At 64.2% G+C, this 14,708-nt stretch carries 14 protein-coding genes; 3 read left to right on the top strand and 11 right to left on the bottom strand.

Going from position 1 to position 14,708, the window contains the following annotated elements; genetic code table 11:
* Positions 1 to 51 precede the first annotated feature (51 nt).
* The 4 genes from hypB to DSOUD_RS16225 all read right to left on the bottom strand — a co-directional run bounded on the left by hypB (position 52) and on the right by DSOUD_RS16225 (position 2,765).
* Positions 52 to 951: a hydrogenase nickel incorporation protein HypB gene (gene hypB, locus DSOUD_RS16240; protein ID WP_082351334.1), complete on the bottom strand. Its 900-nt coding sequence runs from the start codon at positions 949 to 951 to the stop codon at positions 52 to 54.
* Positions 834 to 1,175, bottom strand: coding sequence for a hydrogenase maturation nickel metallochaperone HypA (gene hypA, locus DSOUD_RS16235; RefSeq protein ID WP_053551993.1), 342 nt, complete (start codon positions 1,173 to 1,175; stop codon positions 834 to 836). Before hypA ends, hypB begins: the two co-directional genes overlap by 118 nt.
* A gap of 94 nt (positions 1,176 to 1,269) precedes the next feature.
* A complete protein-coding gene (locus tag DSOUD_RS16230; RefSeq protein ID WP_053551992.1) occupies positions 1,270 to 1,785 on the bottom strand; it encodes a helix-turn-helix domain-containing protein in 516 nt (171 codons plus the stop codon).
* On the bottom strand, positions 1,785 to 2,765 hold the full coding sequence (locus DSOUD_RS16225; protein WP_053551991.1) for a MinD/ParA family ATP-binding protein: 981 nt from the start codon (positions 2,763 to 2,765) through the stop codon (positions 1,785 to 1,787). The genes DSOUD_RS16230 and DSOUD_RS16225 overlap by 1 nt, the downstream gene beginning before the upstream one ends.
* A 377-nt stretch (positions 2,766 to 3,142) precedes the next feature.
* On the opposite strand from DSOUD_RS16225, the gene DSOUD_RS16220 reads away from it, so the two are divergent.
* Positions 3,143 to 5,314 (top strand): putative bifunctional diguanylate cyclase/phosphodiesterase, encoded by a 2,172-nt coding sequence (locus DSOUD_RS16220; protein ID WP_053551990.1) that lies wholly within the window; start codon positions 3,143 to 3,145, stop codon positions 5,312 to 5,314.
* A gap of 50 nt (positions 5,315 to 5,364) precedes the next feature.
* Here DSOUD_RS16220 and DSOUD_RS16215 read toward each other — a convergent pair whose 3' ends face one another.
* Genes DSOUD_RS16215 through DSOUD_RS16200 form a run of 4 tightly spaced genes read right to left on the bottom strand, consistent with a single transcriptional unit; the run spans position 5,365 to position 9,728 of the window.
* Positions 5,365 to 5,808, bottom strand: coding sequence for a hydrogenase maturation protease (locus DSOUD_RS16215; protein ID WP_082351332.1), 444 nt, complete (start codon positions 5,806 to 5,808; stop codon positions 5,365 to 5,367).
* Complete coding sequence (locus DSOUD_RS16210) at positions 5,805 to 7,100, bottom strand: Ni/Fe hydrogenase subunit alpha (protein ID WP_053551989.1); 1,296 nt, start codon at positions 7,098 to 7,100, stop codon at positions 5,805 to 5,807. Before DSOUD_RS16210 ends, DSOUD_RS16215 begins: the two co-directional genes overlap by 4 nt.
* Positions 7,090 to 7,836, bottom strand: a complete 747-nt coding sequence (locus DSOUD_RS16205; RefSeq protein WP_053551988.1) for an NADH-quinone oxidoreductase subunit B family protein — start codon at positions 7,834 to 7,836, stop codon at positions 7,090 to 7,092. The genes DSOUD_RS16210 and DSOUD_RS16205 overlap by 11 nt, the downstream gene beginning before the upstream one ends.
* On the bottom strand, positions 7,833 to 9,728 hold the full coding sequence (locus DSOUD_RS16200) for a 4Fe-4S dicluster domain-containing protein (protein WP_053551987.1): 1,896 nt from the start codon (positions 9,726 to 9,728) through the stop codon (positions 7,833 to 7,835). The genes DSOUD_RS16205 and DSOUD_RS16200 overlap by 4 nt, the downstream gene beginning before the upstream one ends.
* Before the next feature lie 228 nt (positions 9,729 to 9,956).
* On the opposite strand from DSOUD_RS16200, the gene DSOUD_RS16195 reads away from it, so the two are divergent.
* Both DSOUD_RS16195 and DSOUD_RS16190 read left to right on the top strand, forming a co-directional pair.
* Entirely contained in the window at positions 9,957 to 10,748 is a 792-nt protein-coding gene (locus DSOUD_RS16195; protein ID WP_053551986.1) for a PstS family phosphate ABC transporter substrate-binding protein, read from the top strand.
* Positions 10,749 to 10,992: 244 nt separating this feature from the next.
* Positions 10,993 to 12,165 (top strand): GAF domain-containing protein, encoded by a 1,173-nt coding sequence (locus DSOUD_RS16190; RefSeq protein WP_053551985.1) that lies wholly within the window; start codon positions 10,993 to 10,995, stop codon positions 12,163 to 12,165.
* 76 nt (positions 12,166 to 12,241) lie between these two features.
* On the opposite strand, the gene dmpI is transcribed toward DSOUD_RS16190, so the two are convergent.
* The 3 genes from dmpI to DSOUD_RS16175 form a co-directional block, all read right to left on the bottom strand.
* Complete coding sequence (dmpI, locus tag DSOUD_RS16185) at positions 12,242 to 12,430, bottom strand: 4-oxalocrotonate tautomerase DmpI (RefSeq protein ID WP_053551984.1); 189 nt, start codon at positions 12,428 to 12,430, stop codon at positions 12,242 to 12,244.
* Between the two features lie 48 nt (positions 12,431 to 12,478).
* On the bottom strand, positions 12,479 to 12,742 hold the full coding sequence (locus tag DSOUD_RS16180; protein WP_053551983.1) for a hypothetical protein: 264 nt from the start codon (positions 12,740 to 12,742) through the stop codon (positions 12,479 to 12,481).
* 431 nt (positions 12,743 to 13,173) lie between these two features.
* Positions 13,174 to 14,595 (bottom strand): sigma 54-interacting transcriptional regulator, encoded by a 1,422-nt coding sequence (locus DSOUD_RS16175; RefSeq protein ID WP_232426462.1) that lies wholly within the window; start codon positions 14,593 to 14,595, stop codon positions 13,174 to 13,176.
* Positions 14,596 to 14,708: the final 113 nt, after the last annotated feature.

Below are 14,708 nucleotides of genomic sequence, written 5' to 3'. Positions count from 1 at the left end.
TAAAGACAAAACAGAGGCAAATAAACAAAAATAACAGGAAGTTCTGCTTTTCTAAAGATCTCCTCTGTGTCTCCGTGCCTCTGTGGTGAGGTCTTTCAAGGCCTTTTTCCGCGATAAACCCGCCGCCAGCCACGCGTACCACCCCTCCATCCCTACGCCGCTCTGGCAGGAGAGTTCGAGGATGGTGATCTTCGGATTGACGCGGCGGGCAAAAGTCTTGCATTTCTCGAGGTCGAAGCGCAGATAGGGGAGGAGATCGATCTTGTTGATGAGCATCAGATCGGCGGCCTGGAACATCTGCGGGTACTTGAGGGGTTTGTCCTCCCCTTCGGTGACGGAGAGGACCGCGACCTTGTGATCTTCTCCGAGGTCGAAGGAGGCCGGGCAGACCAGGTTGCCGACGTTTTCGATCATCAGGATTTCGGCCGCCGCCAGGTCGAGGTGTTCGATGCCGTGCCCGACCATGTGCGCGTCAAGATGACAGCCGGTGCCGGTGTTGATCTGGTGGACCGGGACGCCGGTGGCGGCGATGCGGTCGGCGTCGTTGGCCGTCTGCTGGTCCCCTTCGAGAACGGCGAAGGCGATGCGTCCCCGCAACTCGACAAGGGTGCGCTCGAGGATGGAGGTCTTTCCCGAGCCCGGCGAACTCACCAGGTTGAGGACCAAAAGCCCCCTGGCAGCAAAGAGGGCGCGGTTGATCCCGGCCAGACGGTCGTTTTTGGCCAGGAGGTTTTCCTCGATGCGCACGGTCTTGCCGCCCTGCGTACGGACCTGGTCGTGGTCGTGAGGGTGATCGTGCCCGCCGGAGGGGCAGCCGCAGTCGATGCACATGATCAGTCGATCTCCATTTCCCTGATGCGAAGTTCGTCCCCCTGCAGCCGGTCGAGGGCGAACTCGCCGCACGCCGGGCAGGCGAAGGTGAAGGTGTCGATGGCCGCTTCGGTGCCGCATTCCCGGCAGCGCCCCCGTCCGGCGATTTGTTCGATGATCAGCGTCGCCCCCTCGAGGAAGGTGCCGCAGCTGCAGGCCTCGAAGCAGAATTCCACCGCCTCGGCCATGACCCCCGAGAGGGCCCCGATCTCCACGGTGACCGACAGGATTTTGCTCGCGCCCTGGTCGCGGGCGCTGCGCTCGGCGATCTCGATGATACTGCGGGTGATGCCGACTTCGTGCATGCGGGGCCCTCGAAACGGTCGGAGGTATCAAGACTGACTATAGTGCGGGGGGGGGAGAAAAATCAAGGAAGAGCTGGCGCCGAAGGCGTATACGTCAGGTATCGGAGGACTGCTGCCGGAAGCGCTCGAGAAAGAGGGAGGCCAGCCCTGCCGGGTCGGGGTACCCGAGGGCGCGGGCATATTCGTGGATGAACCCCCGTAGGTAGACAGGGGCGGGGAGGTGGTCGAAACGCTCCTGCTCGATGCAGTCGATGGTCGTCGTGCTGATCTTGGTGCGGCTGGCGATCTCGCTGCGGGGGAGTCCCTGGGACTCCCGCAACCGCTTGAGAAAGAGCCCCGGCGAGTCCGCCGGGTCGATGGGCGGAGGCTCGGGCCCCTCCTGCTCTTCGCGGAAGGGGGGGGAGACGCTGCGCTGGGCCAGTCCGTGGCTGAGGGCCTGATAGGCCTCTTCGATCGCCTCGAGTTTGTCCCGTCTCTCCTCGTCGTCGAGGAGGGTGTAGGTGGCCAGGCTCCCCTCGGCATAGAGGTTCTTCATGCGCAGATAGGCGCGCTTCACCTCGAGGATGCCGGCGTCCGGGGGGATCCCCAGGGTCTGAAAATGACGCTCCATCAGCACCCTCCGAAGGGGGCGGCGGCGAGTTTGCGGGTGATCTCCCGCAGAGCCAGGGAAAAGGAGGATTGGGGGTAGGCCTCCATGGCGGGACGCTTCATGCGCACGGCGTTGTAGGCCCGGTCGTCGTTGCGGATGCAGCCGAGAAAATCCACATCGAGGCCGAAGAAGTCGCGGCAGGCGACCTTCATCTGCGGCCCCAGATCCATCTCCTCCTCGGTGCGGATCTGGTTGACGATCAGGGCCGGTGCCAGAGGGGACATCTCGGCCTCCAGGGAGGCCCCGAGAGGGGGATTTTCCCGGGAGATGCTGGCGATGAGGTCGCGGGGTGAGCGGATCCCCCGCAGCATCTTCTCCCCCATGGCCCGGTCGACGAGGCGCTGCGCGCCGAGGGTCTGGATCGCCCGTTTCAGTTTGCGGTAATAGACGGCCTTGAGGAAGTGATAGGCGTTTTCCACCGAGGTCGGGGTGGGAACGACGACCATGATCTGGGTATGGGCGGCCAGGAAAAAGTCGAGGGCGTTGAAGGCGGAGCCGGCGCCGAGGTCGATGAAGATGTGATCGACGTCGAGGGAGAAGAGCTGGCGGATGATCTTCTCTTTCTGAACGTGTTTGGGGTTGGCCATCTCCATCAGCGCCCGCGAGCCGCTGATCAGCTGGAGGTTGGGAACCGGGGTGTCAACCATGACCGCCTCAAGCTTCATCCCCCGGCGGCTGAAGAGGTCGGAGAGGGTCGTTTTCGGGTTGGGGAGGCCGATCAGGGTGTGGATGTTGGCACCCCCGAGATCGGCGTCGAGGATCACACAGCGCTTCCCCTCCCGGGCGAGGACAACGGCCATGTTGGCGGTGATCACCGATTTCCCCACCCCCCCCTTGCCGCCGCCGACGGCCCAGATGCGCGGCGCCGCGGTCGCCGCCGTCGGGGTCGGAACCGGAGAAGAAGGGGTGGTTTCTGTCGTCAGGGGGAGGGACTGGTGCATGGCACAAGACTCCGTCGAGGGGTTTCCGGATAAAGTCATATAAATAGATGCACAAGGGGTGCCGAGCGGGGAAGCGCCGGGAACTGGCGGGCGCCCGGCGGCGGGGTGTCGGTAAAATGACACCCGTCCCCGGCGGATTTGCCGGGACGGGAGGGAGAGGCCCTATCCCGACAGAGCTCCGGGGCCTCCCCCGGGACCCGCGATTCGGCCGCGCCGGGTGACGCAATGGCGCCGGGGCGCGGCGGTGATTTGGCGGTCCTTTTGCATGGAATCGGGAATGATGGGGGACAGGCCGGGGATTATGTGTTTTAATGTTCAACGAGTCGGAGCCGTCCCCGATGCAATGTTCCTGACGGGGTTTCCCCGGGAGGTGTGCGATGGAGTTGGCGAAAAAACCGGGGCAGACCCTGGTGCTGGTGGTGGACGACGAGCCGTTCATGCGGCGGACGATTCGCGAGGCCCTGGAACCCTTCGGCTTCGAAGTCGCCGAAGCCGTCGACGGTCGGCAGGCCCTCGAGCTCATCCCCCGCCTTTCTCCCGATGTGGTCCTGCTCGATGTCATCATGCCCCACCTCGACGGCTTCGAGACCTGTGCCGCCCTGCGTCGTCTCCCTGAGGGGGCTCATCTTCCGGTGGTGATGCTCACCGCCCTCGATGACAACGCCTCGATTCTCCGGGCCTACGAGGTCGGCGCCACCGATTTTGCTTCCAAACCCCTCAATTACTCCGTCCTCGGCCACCGCCTGCGCTACATCCTGCGGGCCAACGCAGCCTTCGCCGGGCTGCACCGCAGCCAGGCGCGACTCGCCGAGGCCCAGCGCATCGCCCGCCTCGGGGGGTGGGAGTGGGATCCCAAGGGGGAGCGGTTCCGATTAAGCGCCGAGGCGGCGCAAATTCTCGGTCTGGGAACGGATGAGGTTTGTCTTTCCGAGAAGGAATTGCTCCAGGGCCTTCTCCCGGCGGACCGCCCCGTCCTCGCCGAAGCCCTGGAGGCCATGCTCCGGGAGGGGATTCCCTTCGGCGTCGACTGCGGCCTCCTTCTTCCCGGGAGGGAATTGCGCCATCTGCGCGCCCAGGGGACCACCGCCTGCGATCTTCCCGAGGCGACGACGCGCATCTTCGGGACCATCCAGGACATCACCGAGCACAAACAGGCCGAAGAGAGGATGCACTTCCTCGCCTACTACGATCCCCTGACCGCTCTCCCCAACCGGCTGCTCTTCAACGAGCGCCTCACCTACATCCTGGCCCATGCCCGGCGCTACAAGACCCGGGTCGCTCTCCTCTACCTCGACCTCGACCGCTTCAAGACCATCAACGAATCCCTCGGCCACAGCGCCGGAGACCGGCTGTTGCGGGAGGTCTCGCGACGGATCCTGGCGACCCTGCGGGTGACCGACGTCGTCGCCCGACAGACGGCGGAGGAGTTCCCCGAAACCCTCGCCCGCCTCGGCGGCGATGAATTCAGTCTCTGGCTCCCCGAGGTCGATGAGGTGCAGGACGTGGTCAAGGTCGCCCGACGGATCATGGAGATCTTCGAGCGTCCCTTTGAGGTGGCGGGGCAGGAGCTCTTCGTCTCCGCCAGCATCGGCATCGCCCTTTTCCCCGACGACGGCGGCGACATGGAGGTCCTCCTCAAAAACGCCGATACGGCCCTCTCCCACGCCAAGCGGATGGGGCGCAAAAACTACCAGTTCTATTCCCGGCCGATGAACGCCGCCGCGGTGCAGATGCTCGAGATGGGAAATCACCTCCACCGGGCGGTGGAGAGGGGGGAACTCCTCCTCTATTACCAGCCGCAGATCGACCTGCGCAGCGGCGAGATCTTCGGCGCCGAAGCGCTGCTGCGCTGGCGCCACGGCGGCAAGGATCTGGTCCTACCCGGGGAATTTATCCCCCTGGCCGAAGAGTCGGGGTTGATCATCTCCATGGGCGAATGGGCGTTGCGCAGCGCCTGCCTTCAGGCCAGGGCCTGGGAGGAGGAAGGGCACCCGCTGCGCGTTTCCGTCAACCTCTCCAGCCGCCAGTTCTGGCACCGGGATCTGGCGCCGATGGTCGCCCGGATCCTTGCCGAAACGGCTCTTCCGCCCCATCTCCTCCATCTGGAGATCACCGAGACGATCCTTCTCGAAAGCGGACCCGCGACCCTCGAGACCCTGATGGCACTCAAGGATCTCGGAGCAGTTCTCTCCCTCGACGACTTCGGCACCGGGTACTCCTCCCTGAGCTACCTGCGGCGCTACCCCTTCGCCATGCTCAAGATCGACCAGGCTTTCACCCGTGAGATCGAGGGGGATGCGGGCGCCGGGATGGTGGAGGCGATCATGGCCATGGCCCGTTCCCTGAAACTGCAGGTGATCGCCGAGGGGGTGGAGAACGCCGCCCAGCTCGATGCCCTTCGGTCCCGGGGATGCGACATCATTCAGGGCTTTCTGGTCAGTCCTCCCCTCGCCGCCGAAGAGTTCGGCACCTTCCTGCGCCGCGCCGCCTTCGCCGGCGAAAAGCCCCTCCCGCCGGGAACGGGGTGGCTTGCTGAAGGGGCGATTTAGGGGAAAAAACTGGAAGGCAGAAAATAGAATACAGAATATAGAAGAAAGCGTCAGGCTTTGAGCTCTTCTCGGATGAGGGCGAGGAGGGGGGGGAGGGCGGCGGCGACCGGGTCCGAGAGGCCGAGGCGCACCTCCACCGAGTGCGGCTGCACCCCGAAGAGAATCAGCGGCGGAAGGGTGCCGAGCGCGCGCCCGAGGGCCAGGACCTCGGGGAGGCCGCCGGAATGCAGGGAGAGGGAGGACGCCGCCGTCTCCGGCTCCAGGTCCTCCCCCGCCAGGCGCAGGATCGTCCCCGGGGGGCTCCCCGTCTCCACCGCATCGACCAGGATCACCCTCTTTGCCCCTTCCATCAAAGTCAGCAGCGTCAATCCCCCCGTTCCGCCATCGATAATGTCCACCCCTTCCGGAACCCCTTCCTTCTCCAGAGCCGCGACGGCGGCGATGCCGATGCCGTCGTCCCCCATCAGCGGGTTGCCGATGCCGATGATTCTCACTTCCCTCCCTTTCCGCCGACGAAGCGCACCTCGAGGAGGTGGGTCGAGCAGCTGATGCAGGGGTCGTAGGCCCGCACCAGCATCTCCAGGCGCTTCGTCACCTCTTCCTGCGGCAGGTGGAGGAGAGTCGGCACCAGGCCCCGCAGATCAGCCTCGATATTGCCGAGATTCTGAGCGGTGGGGATGACGCAGTCGGCGCTTTCGATGCAGCCGGAGGCGTCGTAGCTGTAGGCGTGGAAGAGAGTCCCCCTTGGGGCCTCGATGGCCGCCGCTCCGCGCCCCGGTCCCGAAGGGGAGGGTGCCGTTTCCGGTCGCAGTCCGTCCTGAAGGACCAGGTCGATGAGGTGAATCCCTTCCTCCAGACAGTGCACGACTTCCACCAGTCGGGCGACGAGGTTGAAGTAGGGGTTGGCGGTCGCCGCCGAGAGCCCCAGGGCCCCGGCCACGGTGCGGGCCATGGGGGAAAGTCGGTCGTGGGCGTTGCGCACCCGGGCCAGGGGGCCGACCATGTAGGCTCCCCGCGTCGCCCGGGCGAAGCGGGCCGTGGAGTGGGGGACCGGGTACTCCTCGATCACTGTGCGGTACTCCGCCGCCGGGGCGCAGAGGCCGACGCTGGAGACCAGGGTGTCGCCGAGGAGGGGGTAGCCGTCTCCGGCGGCGAGGGAGAGGTATTCGGTCTCCCGGATGAATTCGGGGATGGGGAAGGCGGCAAAGAGCTCGACGGTCGCTTCGAGGTCGGGGAGCGCCTCCACCAGTCGTCGTCGCAGATCCTGCAGGGCCTGGGGGGAGGGGAGGGCGGAGAAGCCGCCGACGCAGGGGGTCACCGGATGGACCGGCCGGCCGCCGACGGCCAGGCAGATGTCGTTGGCCAGCTTCTTCAGGCGTAGGGCGCGGGTCACCAGCTCGCGCTCGCTGCGGACCAGGGGGAAGATGCTGGCCACTCCCAGGTAGTCGGGGACGGCCATGAAGTAGATCTGCAGGATGTGGCTCTGCAGAATCTCGCCGTAGGCCAGAAGCCGGCGCAGCCTGCGGGTCTGATCGCTGACGGCGATCCCCAGGGCGTTTTCCGTCGCCGCCAGGGAGACGAGGGTGTGGGAGTTGGAGCAGACTCCGCAGATCCGGGCGACGATCGGCGCCACGTCCCGGTAGTGGCGCCCCCTGAGGATCCCCTCGAAGAAACGGGGCGATTCGACGATCTCCAGCCGGCACTCCTTGAGTTCCCCCTTTTCGGCGTCGATTACCAGGTGGGCGTGTCCCTCGACCCGGGCCAGATGCCGGACTTCAATCCTCATGGCGCCCCCCTTTGCCGGGAAGGTTGAAGGTGCGGAATTCGCCGAGAATCTCCTCGGCGTCGAGGCCGTGCTCCTCGAGAATCCGGTAGTAGGGGGTCTGCCGGGGGTTGTCGATGACCCCGCGGCAGCCGCGGCAGCGGTCGCCGGCGGCGATACACAGGGCGTTGCAGCCGGCGCGGGTCACCGGACCGAGGCAGATCCGCCCCTCCTCGAAGGTGCAGGGGAGTTCGGCGAGCTTGCACTCCACGCAGAGGGAGAAGCTCGGCAGCTCCGGCGGGCGGCCGACGAGGAGCGCCTGGAGGACGGAGAGGAACTCCCGCCCGTCGATGGGGCAGCCGGGAACCCGCCAGTCGACGGTGACGTGGGCGCTCAGGGGGAGGGGATGCCCCCCCTGCAGGCGGGCCGGGTCGTCGCCGTAGAGATCGCGCCGCAGCTGCTGCGGGTCGTGCAGGTAGGTGAGGGCGTTGACGCCGGCGGTGTCGGCGCAGGCCCCGAGGGCCACCAGGGTTTTGGTGCGGGCGCGGATCGCCTGCAGGCGGGAGGCTTCCTCGGGAGTGGCGATGCTCCCCTCGACGAAGGCGATGTCGAGGTCGCCTTCTTCGGAGCTCATCACTTCGCGGAACTCGACGATCTCCACCAGTTCGAGGAGCTCGAGAAAAGACTCCTCGAGGTTGAGGACGGTGAGCTGGCACCCCTCGCAGCCGGTGAAGTCGAAAAAGCCGATCCGTGGTTTCATCGTTCGATGGCCTCCCGCAGGTGCCGCACCCGGTCGTAGGAAAAGATCGGTCCGCACTCGCAGACGCAGATGTCGTTGATCCGGCACTTGCCGCACTTGCCGAGGCCGCACTTCATGTGGCGCTCGAGGTTGAGATAGATCGCCTCCTCGGGGATCCCGAGGCGGAGCAGGAGGGGATTGACGAAACGGTACATCCCCGGGGGGCCGGAGACCGCGGCGGTGGTGCGTTGCGGCGCCAGGTCGAGATCGCGCAGCAGCACGGTGACGTCGCCGACGGCGCCGCTCCAGGCGTCCCCGCCGTCGCTGACGGTGAACCGGCAGTCGAGAATCCCCTCGCGGTGCCACCGCAGAAGGTCGTGACGAAAGAGGAAGGCCTCGGGGGAGCGCGCGCCGCAGAGGAGGAGAACCCGGCCGAACTCGCCGCGGCGGGCAAGGATCGTCAGGAGGAGCGAGCGCAGGGTCACCAGCCCCAGTCCGCCGGCGATCAGCAGCACGTCGCGGCCGAGGAAGCGATCCACCGGGAAGCCGCTGCCGAAGGGGCCGCGCACCCCGACGGTGTCGCCGGGCTTGAGACGGTGCAGGGCGCAGGTGAGGGCTCCGGCGGCGCGCACCACAAGGTCGATTTCGCAGGTGCCGTCCGGCGGCGAGGCGATGGTGAAGGGGGCCTCGCCGAGGCCGAAGACGGAGACTTCCATGAAGGCGCCGGGAGCAAAGGCCAGCGGCGCGTCGAGCCGCAGCCGCAATCCCCGTTCGCCTTCGGTGAGGGTCTCCACCCCGACCACCTCCGCCAGCTGTGGGTGGTACTCCCCCCCCGGAGTCTCCGGGATCTCCGGCAGGGCCTCGGCGGTAAAGAGGCGGTTGAGGACCGAAGGCGGGTCGATGCGGCTCAGGCATTCGCGGCTGCACCGGCCGCAGCCGACACAGGCGGTGCGCTGGTGTTTTTCCCAGAGGTACTTGTACTTGCGGAAAAAGCGGTGGCGCTGGCGGTCGGCCTGATCGGCGCGGAAGTCGCCCCCGCCGGCGACCTTGCTGAACTGGTCGAGCTGGCAGGAATCCCAGGTCCGCAGCCGTTCCCCCCCCTCGAGGTCGAGGTCGAGGCGGTCCTGGACGTTGAAACAGTAGCAGGAGGGGCACAGAAGGGTGCAGGCGCCGCAGCCGAGGCACTTCTCCCCCAGTTCCCCCCACAGGGGGTGGTCGTAGACCCCTTCGAGGAGGGGGGCCAGGGACTCCACGGAGAAGCGCAGGGCGCTCTGCGTCTGCTTGACCTGTAGGGGGAGAGGCGGTTCCCCGGGGCGAAGGGCGACCTGGGGGAGGTAGCGGCCGAGGAGGGCTTCGCCTCGTTCGCTCCCCGTCTGGGCCAGGTACCCGCCGTCGACCTTATGGAGAAAGAGGTCGAAGCCGCCGGCGACCCGGTCGGTCCCCATGCTGGTGCAGAAGCAGTGCTCGTCGGGGACGCAGTCGACCCCGATCAAAATCGTTGCCTCCCGCTTCGCCCGGTAGGCGCTGTCGGCTTCCCCCTCGAAGAGGCAGTCGTCGAGAACCCGCACCGCATGCAGGTCGCAGGGGTGCATGCCGAAGATCACCCGCGGTGCCGCCGCTTTTTCCGCCTCGAGGAGGACCCGGCCGCCGAGGCGGAAGCGGAAAAGCTTCTCCCAGTGGGGAAAGAGGTACTTTTTCGGTGAGTGGACCCGGGGGGGGAACTCGAGGAGGAGTTCGGCTGGATCGTCGAGGCGCTCCAGGGTCAGGCGTCCCCGCAGGCGCTGCACCCCGACCACCTCGTAGGCGCTGGACAGGGCCCGGGCGAAGCGTTCGATTTCGCCGCGGCTGATCGGTCGCCAGGGGGTTCCGCCGGACGACGGGGGAGCGGCAGAGGGAGAGATGGGGCGGTTCATCGAAGGACCCTTCCTGGAGGGATCGCGGGCGCCTGGCGCCGAAGTTTTCCAGTGTAGGCGAGGGGATGAGGCAGAGTCAAGCGGAGGGGGCTATCGGTTCCTTCCGAGGAGAGGGCGCAAAATTCTCCACCGAGTAAATTTCAATTGCCGAGGGACCCTTATAAGGCTACTGTTGCGGAATCGAATGGATAGTTCTGTCCCCTGCAGGCCAAAAAAGGAGAATGCCGCGTGAAAAAAGGATTACGTAAACTGGGACTCGGTCTGCTGCTGCTCACTTTGGCTACACCGGCGATGGGTGCCAGGATCGATATTCCCGGGACGGGTGACGGCGTCAATATCCTTGCCGCCGTCGGCGAGGCCTTCACCGCGGCCACCGGAGTCGAGGTCAGGGTGCCGCAAAGCATCGGTTCATCGGGAGGGATCGAGGTTGTCGGGACCGACAAGGCGCTGATCGCCCGGGTGGCCCGCCCGATCAAGGACAAGGAACAGCACTACGGCTTGACCACCGTGAATTTCGTTCGGGTGCCGACGGTTTTTTTCGTCGATCCGGCCATCGGAATCGACGGCCTGAGCAGCCGCCAGATTCTCGACATATATGCCGGAAAAATCACCAACTGGAAGGCCGTCGGCGGCATCGATGGGGAAATCGAAGTTTTCAGGCGCGAAGACGGCGACAGCTCCTTGCAGAACCTGATGCAAACCTTCCCCGGCTTCAAGGATATCGTTCTGAGCGACAGGGCCCGGATCATGAACAAGACGCCGCACATGGTTAAAGCAATCCTCTTTACCCCGGGGAGCATCGGATTCGGACCCCTCGATGTCGCCATCGCCGGAAAGCTCAAGGTGTTGAAAATCGACGGCATGGCCCCTGAGCAGAAGGGATATCCCGCTTTCGGCATTCTCTCCTTTGTTTTTAAACAAAATAATTTCCAGGGTGATGTCAAGGCGTTCGTCGAATTCGCCACCTCTCCGGCGGCCCATGATGCCATCAAAAAGGCGGGGGGCGTGCCGCTCATTTGATAGAGTCCGGTTATCGATAAAAGGAAAAGGGGGCAAGCTGTTTTCCACAGCCTGCCCCCTTTTTATTGAGCCATCGATGCGAACTCCAGGATGTCGTTTCGTCCTAGGGTGAGCGGATTCGCGTCCAAGGGGTAAAATCGACCCATCCGGGGGAGTTTCTGAAAAATCCCTTCTCCTTGTCCGGATTTACCGTTATACTAAAATAGAACACGGTCTCAATTCTCTCGATGGAGATTATCCTCCCATGCCGCAAAGCCAGTCAGTCGCCTATTTTAAACTGTTTTACGAAGCGGCGCAGACGATCCTCTCCTCTTCGTCGCTGCAGGTCACGCTCGAGACGCTGGTCGAACGCTCCGTTGCGGCGCTGCACGTCAGGGGGGGGAGCCTGCGGCTCGTCGACGAGGAGACCCACCGTCTGGAACAGATGGCGTCCTGCGGCCTGAGCGAGGCCTATCTCAACAAGGGGGCGCTCAACGCCGACCTCAGCGTCCCCGAGGTCCTCGACGGGAAGGTCGTCTGCATTCAGGATGCCTACGACGACCCGCGCATCCAGTATCGCGACGAGCTGCGATCCGAAGGGATCAACACCCTGCTGTCGCTGCCGCTGGTCGCCTCCGGCAGGGCCATCGGCGTGCTGCGTCTCTACAGCGCCGAGCGCCGAACCTTCACCGACGAAGAGATCGAACTGGTCTCGGCGATGGCCGAACTCGGCGCCCTGGCCATCGTCAATGCCCGGCTCTACAAGGCCCAAGGGGTCAAGCTCTCGGCCCTGCTTCAGGATGTCGGCGTCGAACTCACCGGCGCGCCGGCCGAGGTCGAGGAGCAGACCCGTCCCTTCGCCTCCGTCCCCGGGGAGACAGGGCGCAGCCTCGAATATTTCCGCGCCCTGCACGAAATCACCCGGGCCATGCTCTCGACCCTCGATTCCCGCGAGTTGATGCAGCTGATCATCGAGCGGGTGATGGGACTGATGCACGCCAAGGCGGCGGCCCTGCGCCTGATCAACGAAGTCTCCAACGAGCTGGAACTCCTGGCCGCCCGGGGGCTCAGCGACCGCTTCCTGGCCAAGGGGTCGCCCCATGCCGACAGAAGCATCCGCGAGACCCTTGAGGGGATTCCGGTCCTCATCGCCGACACCGGTAGCGATCCGCGCCTCGAATACCCGAAGCAGACCGTGGCCGAGGGGATCGCCTCGATTCTCTCTCTGCCGATCATCGCCCGGCATCGGGTGATCGGTGTGCTGAGGGTCTACTCGGATCGGCCGCGGGCCTACAGCCAGGAGGACGTCACCTTCCTTTCGGCCGTCGCCGAAATTGCCGGGATCGTCATCGTCAATGCCCGCCTTTTCGAGAAGACCCATTACGACCTGTCGTTCTGGAATGCGACGCTCGGGTATCTGCGGGAGCCGGAAAGCTGAAAAAAAGAAAATCCGAGGAAAAAAAGAGCCGGCTGCGTGAAGCAGCCGGCTCTTTTTTTTTGCTGTCCCGGAGACGTTATCTCAGGTCAGCGAGCAGCTTGCCGCCGACGGCCACCTGTTCCGGGGTGTTTTCGCGGATAAGGACAATGATTTTTTCTTCCGGCAGGGCGTAGGCCCGGGCGGCGGCGGACGTCAATTCACTGACCAGTTTGCGGCGGACATTGAGATCGGCGATGGGTGGCCCTTCGATGGCGATGATCGGCATGGTGAACTCCTGTGAATGTAGTGGAGGGAAAAATCTCCCCTGAACCGGTCAGCGCTTCACCGGCATGATCGGCTCGCGATTGTGTTTTGCGATGTCGGCCGAAACCTCCTTGACGCTTCGATGATAGAGGATCTCGCGCCCCATCAGGCTTCCGACGTAGGCGAGGTTGTTGCGGGTGGGGGTGAGCTTGCACTTGACGTTGTGGAGCCCTTCGCCGAGGACGATCCAGATGGCGTCGGCTTTCTTGCTGGTGACCACGACCTCCAGGGTCTGATCGTTTTCCGTCTCCACCTTGATCTTCTCGATGTCCATGCGGATCCAATCTCCTTGTTCACATCGTGGTTGCCAAACGAGTCCAAGCCATCGTTGAGGGGTGCTCTTGCCGTTCTCGGTGAGATCCTCCTGGGTATTTAGAGGGCGAAGGCGAAATTGACTACCCCCAGGCTCCTTGGGGGGTGATTGCTGTCCATTCGTCATGTCGGGCAGGGACGATTGCGGAAGGATTGGAATCAAAGGGTGCGTGTCCTGAAACGTGCAAATCGCGCGTCAGCATACTATGCCAACCCGGGATGTCCAAATGCCAACCCGGATCCCAAGGATTTTCTGGTGCATCCATCGAGCATGAATATACACTTTGCTTCCTTTAATGCATGCGGCCCACATGCCGGGCAGGGACAATCCCTGGCCTCTTCCTGCCGATCGAATGTCCTATTCAAAAAACCAGGGCACGCCAAGCTTCTCTTTCAATCTCCGAGGTACTTCTTGACCGTTCTGCGATCAAGGTCGGTGCGGCGGGCGACTTCCTCGATGGTGCCGTGGCGTTGGTAAAGAAGGCGGCAATAGCAGGCCTGGAGTTCCCGGGCATTGAGGGCCCCGGCATCGATGTCAATCAAGAACTGCTGTTTCCCGTTGGCCGCCGTCGGTGGGGTTTCGCCTCGGAAATCCTCGGTCACGAGGATGCGGCGCACCGCCTGTTCGAGTTCGCGGACATTGCCGGGCCAGGGGTAGTCGGGTGCGACCGACCGCGTCAGGGTGGCACAGACGAAATCAACCAACCTCAGCCCTGAAGAGCCGAGCATCCGGGAGAGAATTCCGCTCACCATCTCGGTGAGTTCCCGTGGTTCTTCACGCAGGCGTTGGCGCAAAGGCGGCACGACGATGATATCGGAGCAGAGTCGATAGTAAAAGTCGTCGCGAAATTGCCCGGTTCGGCGCATCGCCTCGAGGGGCTTGTGGGTGGCGGCAATGACCCGACCGTGAAAACGCTGACGGTCATGGCTCCCCACCGGAGAAAAAATGCGTTCCTGCAGGATCTGCAGGAGCTTGATCTGCACCGGGATGGAGAGATCGCCGATTTCGTCGAGAAAAATCGAGCCATGGGGGGTGCAGCGGGAAAAAGCTCCGGGGTGGTCGACGATGGCGCCGGTGAAGGCCCCCTTTTTGTGGCCGAAGAGTTCCGACTCGATGAGCGCTTCGGGATACTGGGAAAGATTGAGGTGGATGAAGTTGCGGGTGAAGCTCTCGCTGAAGCACCCCTTGCGCTCCTCGAAGGGGATGAAGCCCGAGCGGCCGATGGCGGCGGCCGCCGCCCCCTTGCCGGTGCCGGTTTCGCCGAGGAGCAGGGTCGAAAAGTCCTCCATCCTGTCCCAGAGGAGGGTCTCATAGCGGCCGATATCGGCAGTAAAGATGCAGTTCCAGAGGTTCCGCCGCAGGGTGTTCATCGACGGGGAGAGCCCGAGCAAGGTTCCTTCGATGAAATAAAAAGCACGCCGGAGCTGGTAGAAGATGGCGAAGTAACGGAGGATTTCGTCGTCGGCAAAGCCCCGTTGCGCGAGGAGGGAGAAGATCTCGGGGGCAAAGGGGATCTGGCAGGGGGCGTCGCCGGCGGCGATCTGCTGCTGGATAGAGGCGTCGAACGCCTCGCGGTAGCGATGATAGATGTCGAAGAGACAGACTGTGCGCAAGACATCCTGGTCTTCACTGCGGTAGCGGGTCAGGTCCACCCGGCCATCGACCTCCAGTCGCCGCAGAGCAGCCTCGGCCCGGTCCACCGCCCGTGCATAGAGCTCGTTCCGGTCGAGGGGAATATCGACCCCGGCGATGCGCCGATCGAGATCCTCCCGCTCGGAGCCGAAGGGGTTGGCGAAGGACGCTCGGGCAATCATCGTGAAAAACTCACGATCCGCTGGGCCTAGGGTGAGGGTATTATTCATGCACGGAATGTAAGGCTAATGTTCATTTTTTGTCAAGTCTGCCGTGACCTCCTAACAATGAAAAA

It is taken from the genome of Desulfuromonas soudanensis, assembly GCF_001278055.1.
Taxonomy (GTDB): domain Bacteria; phylum Desulfobacterota; class Desulfuromonadia; order Desulfuromonadales; family WTL; genus Deferrimonas; species Deferrimonas soudanensis.
Note: the sequence above shows the minus strand (reverse complement) of the source record. Positions and strands in the feature narration are given on the sequence as shown.

Coding starts and splice junctions, on each gene's coding strand:
- DSOUD_RS16200 (WP_053551987.1), bottom strand. CDS start 9,728: ATGAACCGCCCCATCTCTCCCTCTGCCGCTCCCCCGTCGTCCGGCGGA.
- DSOUD_RS16190 (WP_053551985.1), top strand. CDS start 10,993: ATGCCGCAAAGCCAGTCAGTCGCCTATTTTAAACTGTTTTACGAAGCG.
- hypB (WP_082351334.1), bottom strand. CDS start 951: ATGCGGCACCGAAGCGGCCATCGACACCTTCACCTTCGCCTGCCCGGC.
- dmpI (WP_053551984.1), bottom strand. CDS start 12,430: ATGCCGATCATCGCCATCGAAGGGCCACCCATCGCCGATCTCAATGTC.
- DSOUD_RS16180 (WP_053551983.1), bottom strand. CDS start 12,742: ATGGACATCGAGAAGATCAAGGTGGAGACGGAAAACGATCAGACCCTG.
- DSOUD_RS16210 (WP_053551989.1), bottom strand. CDS start 7,100: ATGAGGATTGAAGTCCGGCATCTGGCCCGGGTCGAGGGACACGCCCAC.
- DSOUD_RS16230 (WP_053551992.1), bottom strand. CDS start 1,785: ATGGAGCGTCATTTTCAGACCCTGGGGATCCCCCCGGACGCCGGCATC.
- hypA (WP_053551993.1), bottom strand. CDS start 1,175: ATGCACGAAGTCGGCATCACCCGCAGTATCATCGAGATCGCCGAGCGC.
- DSOUD_RS16175 (WP_232426462.1), bottom strand. CDS start 14,595: ATGATTGCCCGAGCGTCCTTCGCCAACCCCTTCGGCTCCGAGCGGGAG.
- DSOUD_RS16205 (WP_053551988.1), bottom strand. CDS start 7,836: ATGAAACCACGGATCGGCTTTTTCGACTTCACCGGCTGCGAGGGGTGC.
- DSOUD_RS16225 (WP_053551991.1), bottom strand. CDS start 2,765: ATGCACCAGTCCCTCCCCCTGACGACAGAAACCACCCCTTCTTCTCCG.
- DSOUD_RS16220 (WP_053551990.1), top strand. CDS start 3,143: ATGGAGTTGGCGAAAAAACCGGGGCAGACCCTGGTGCTGGTGGTGGAC.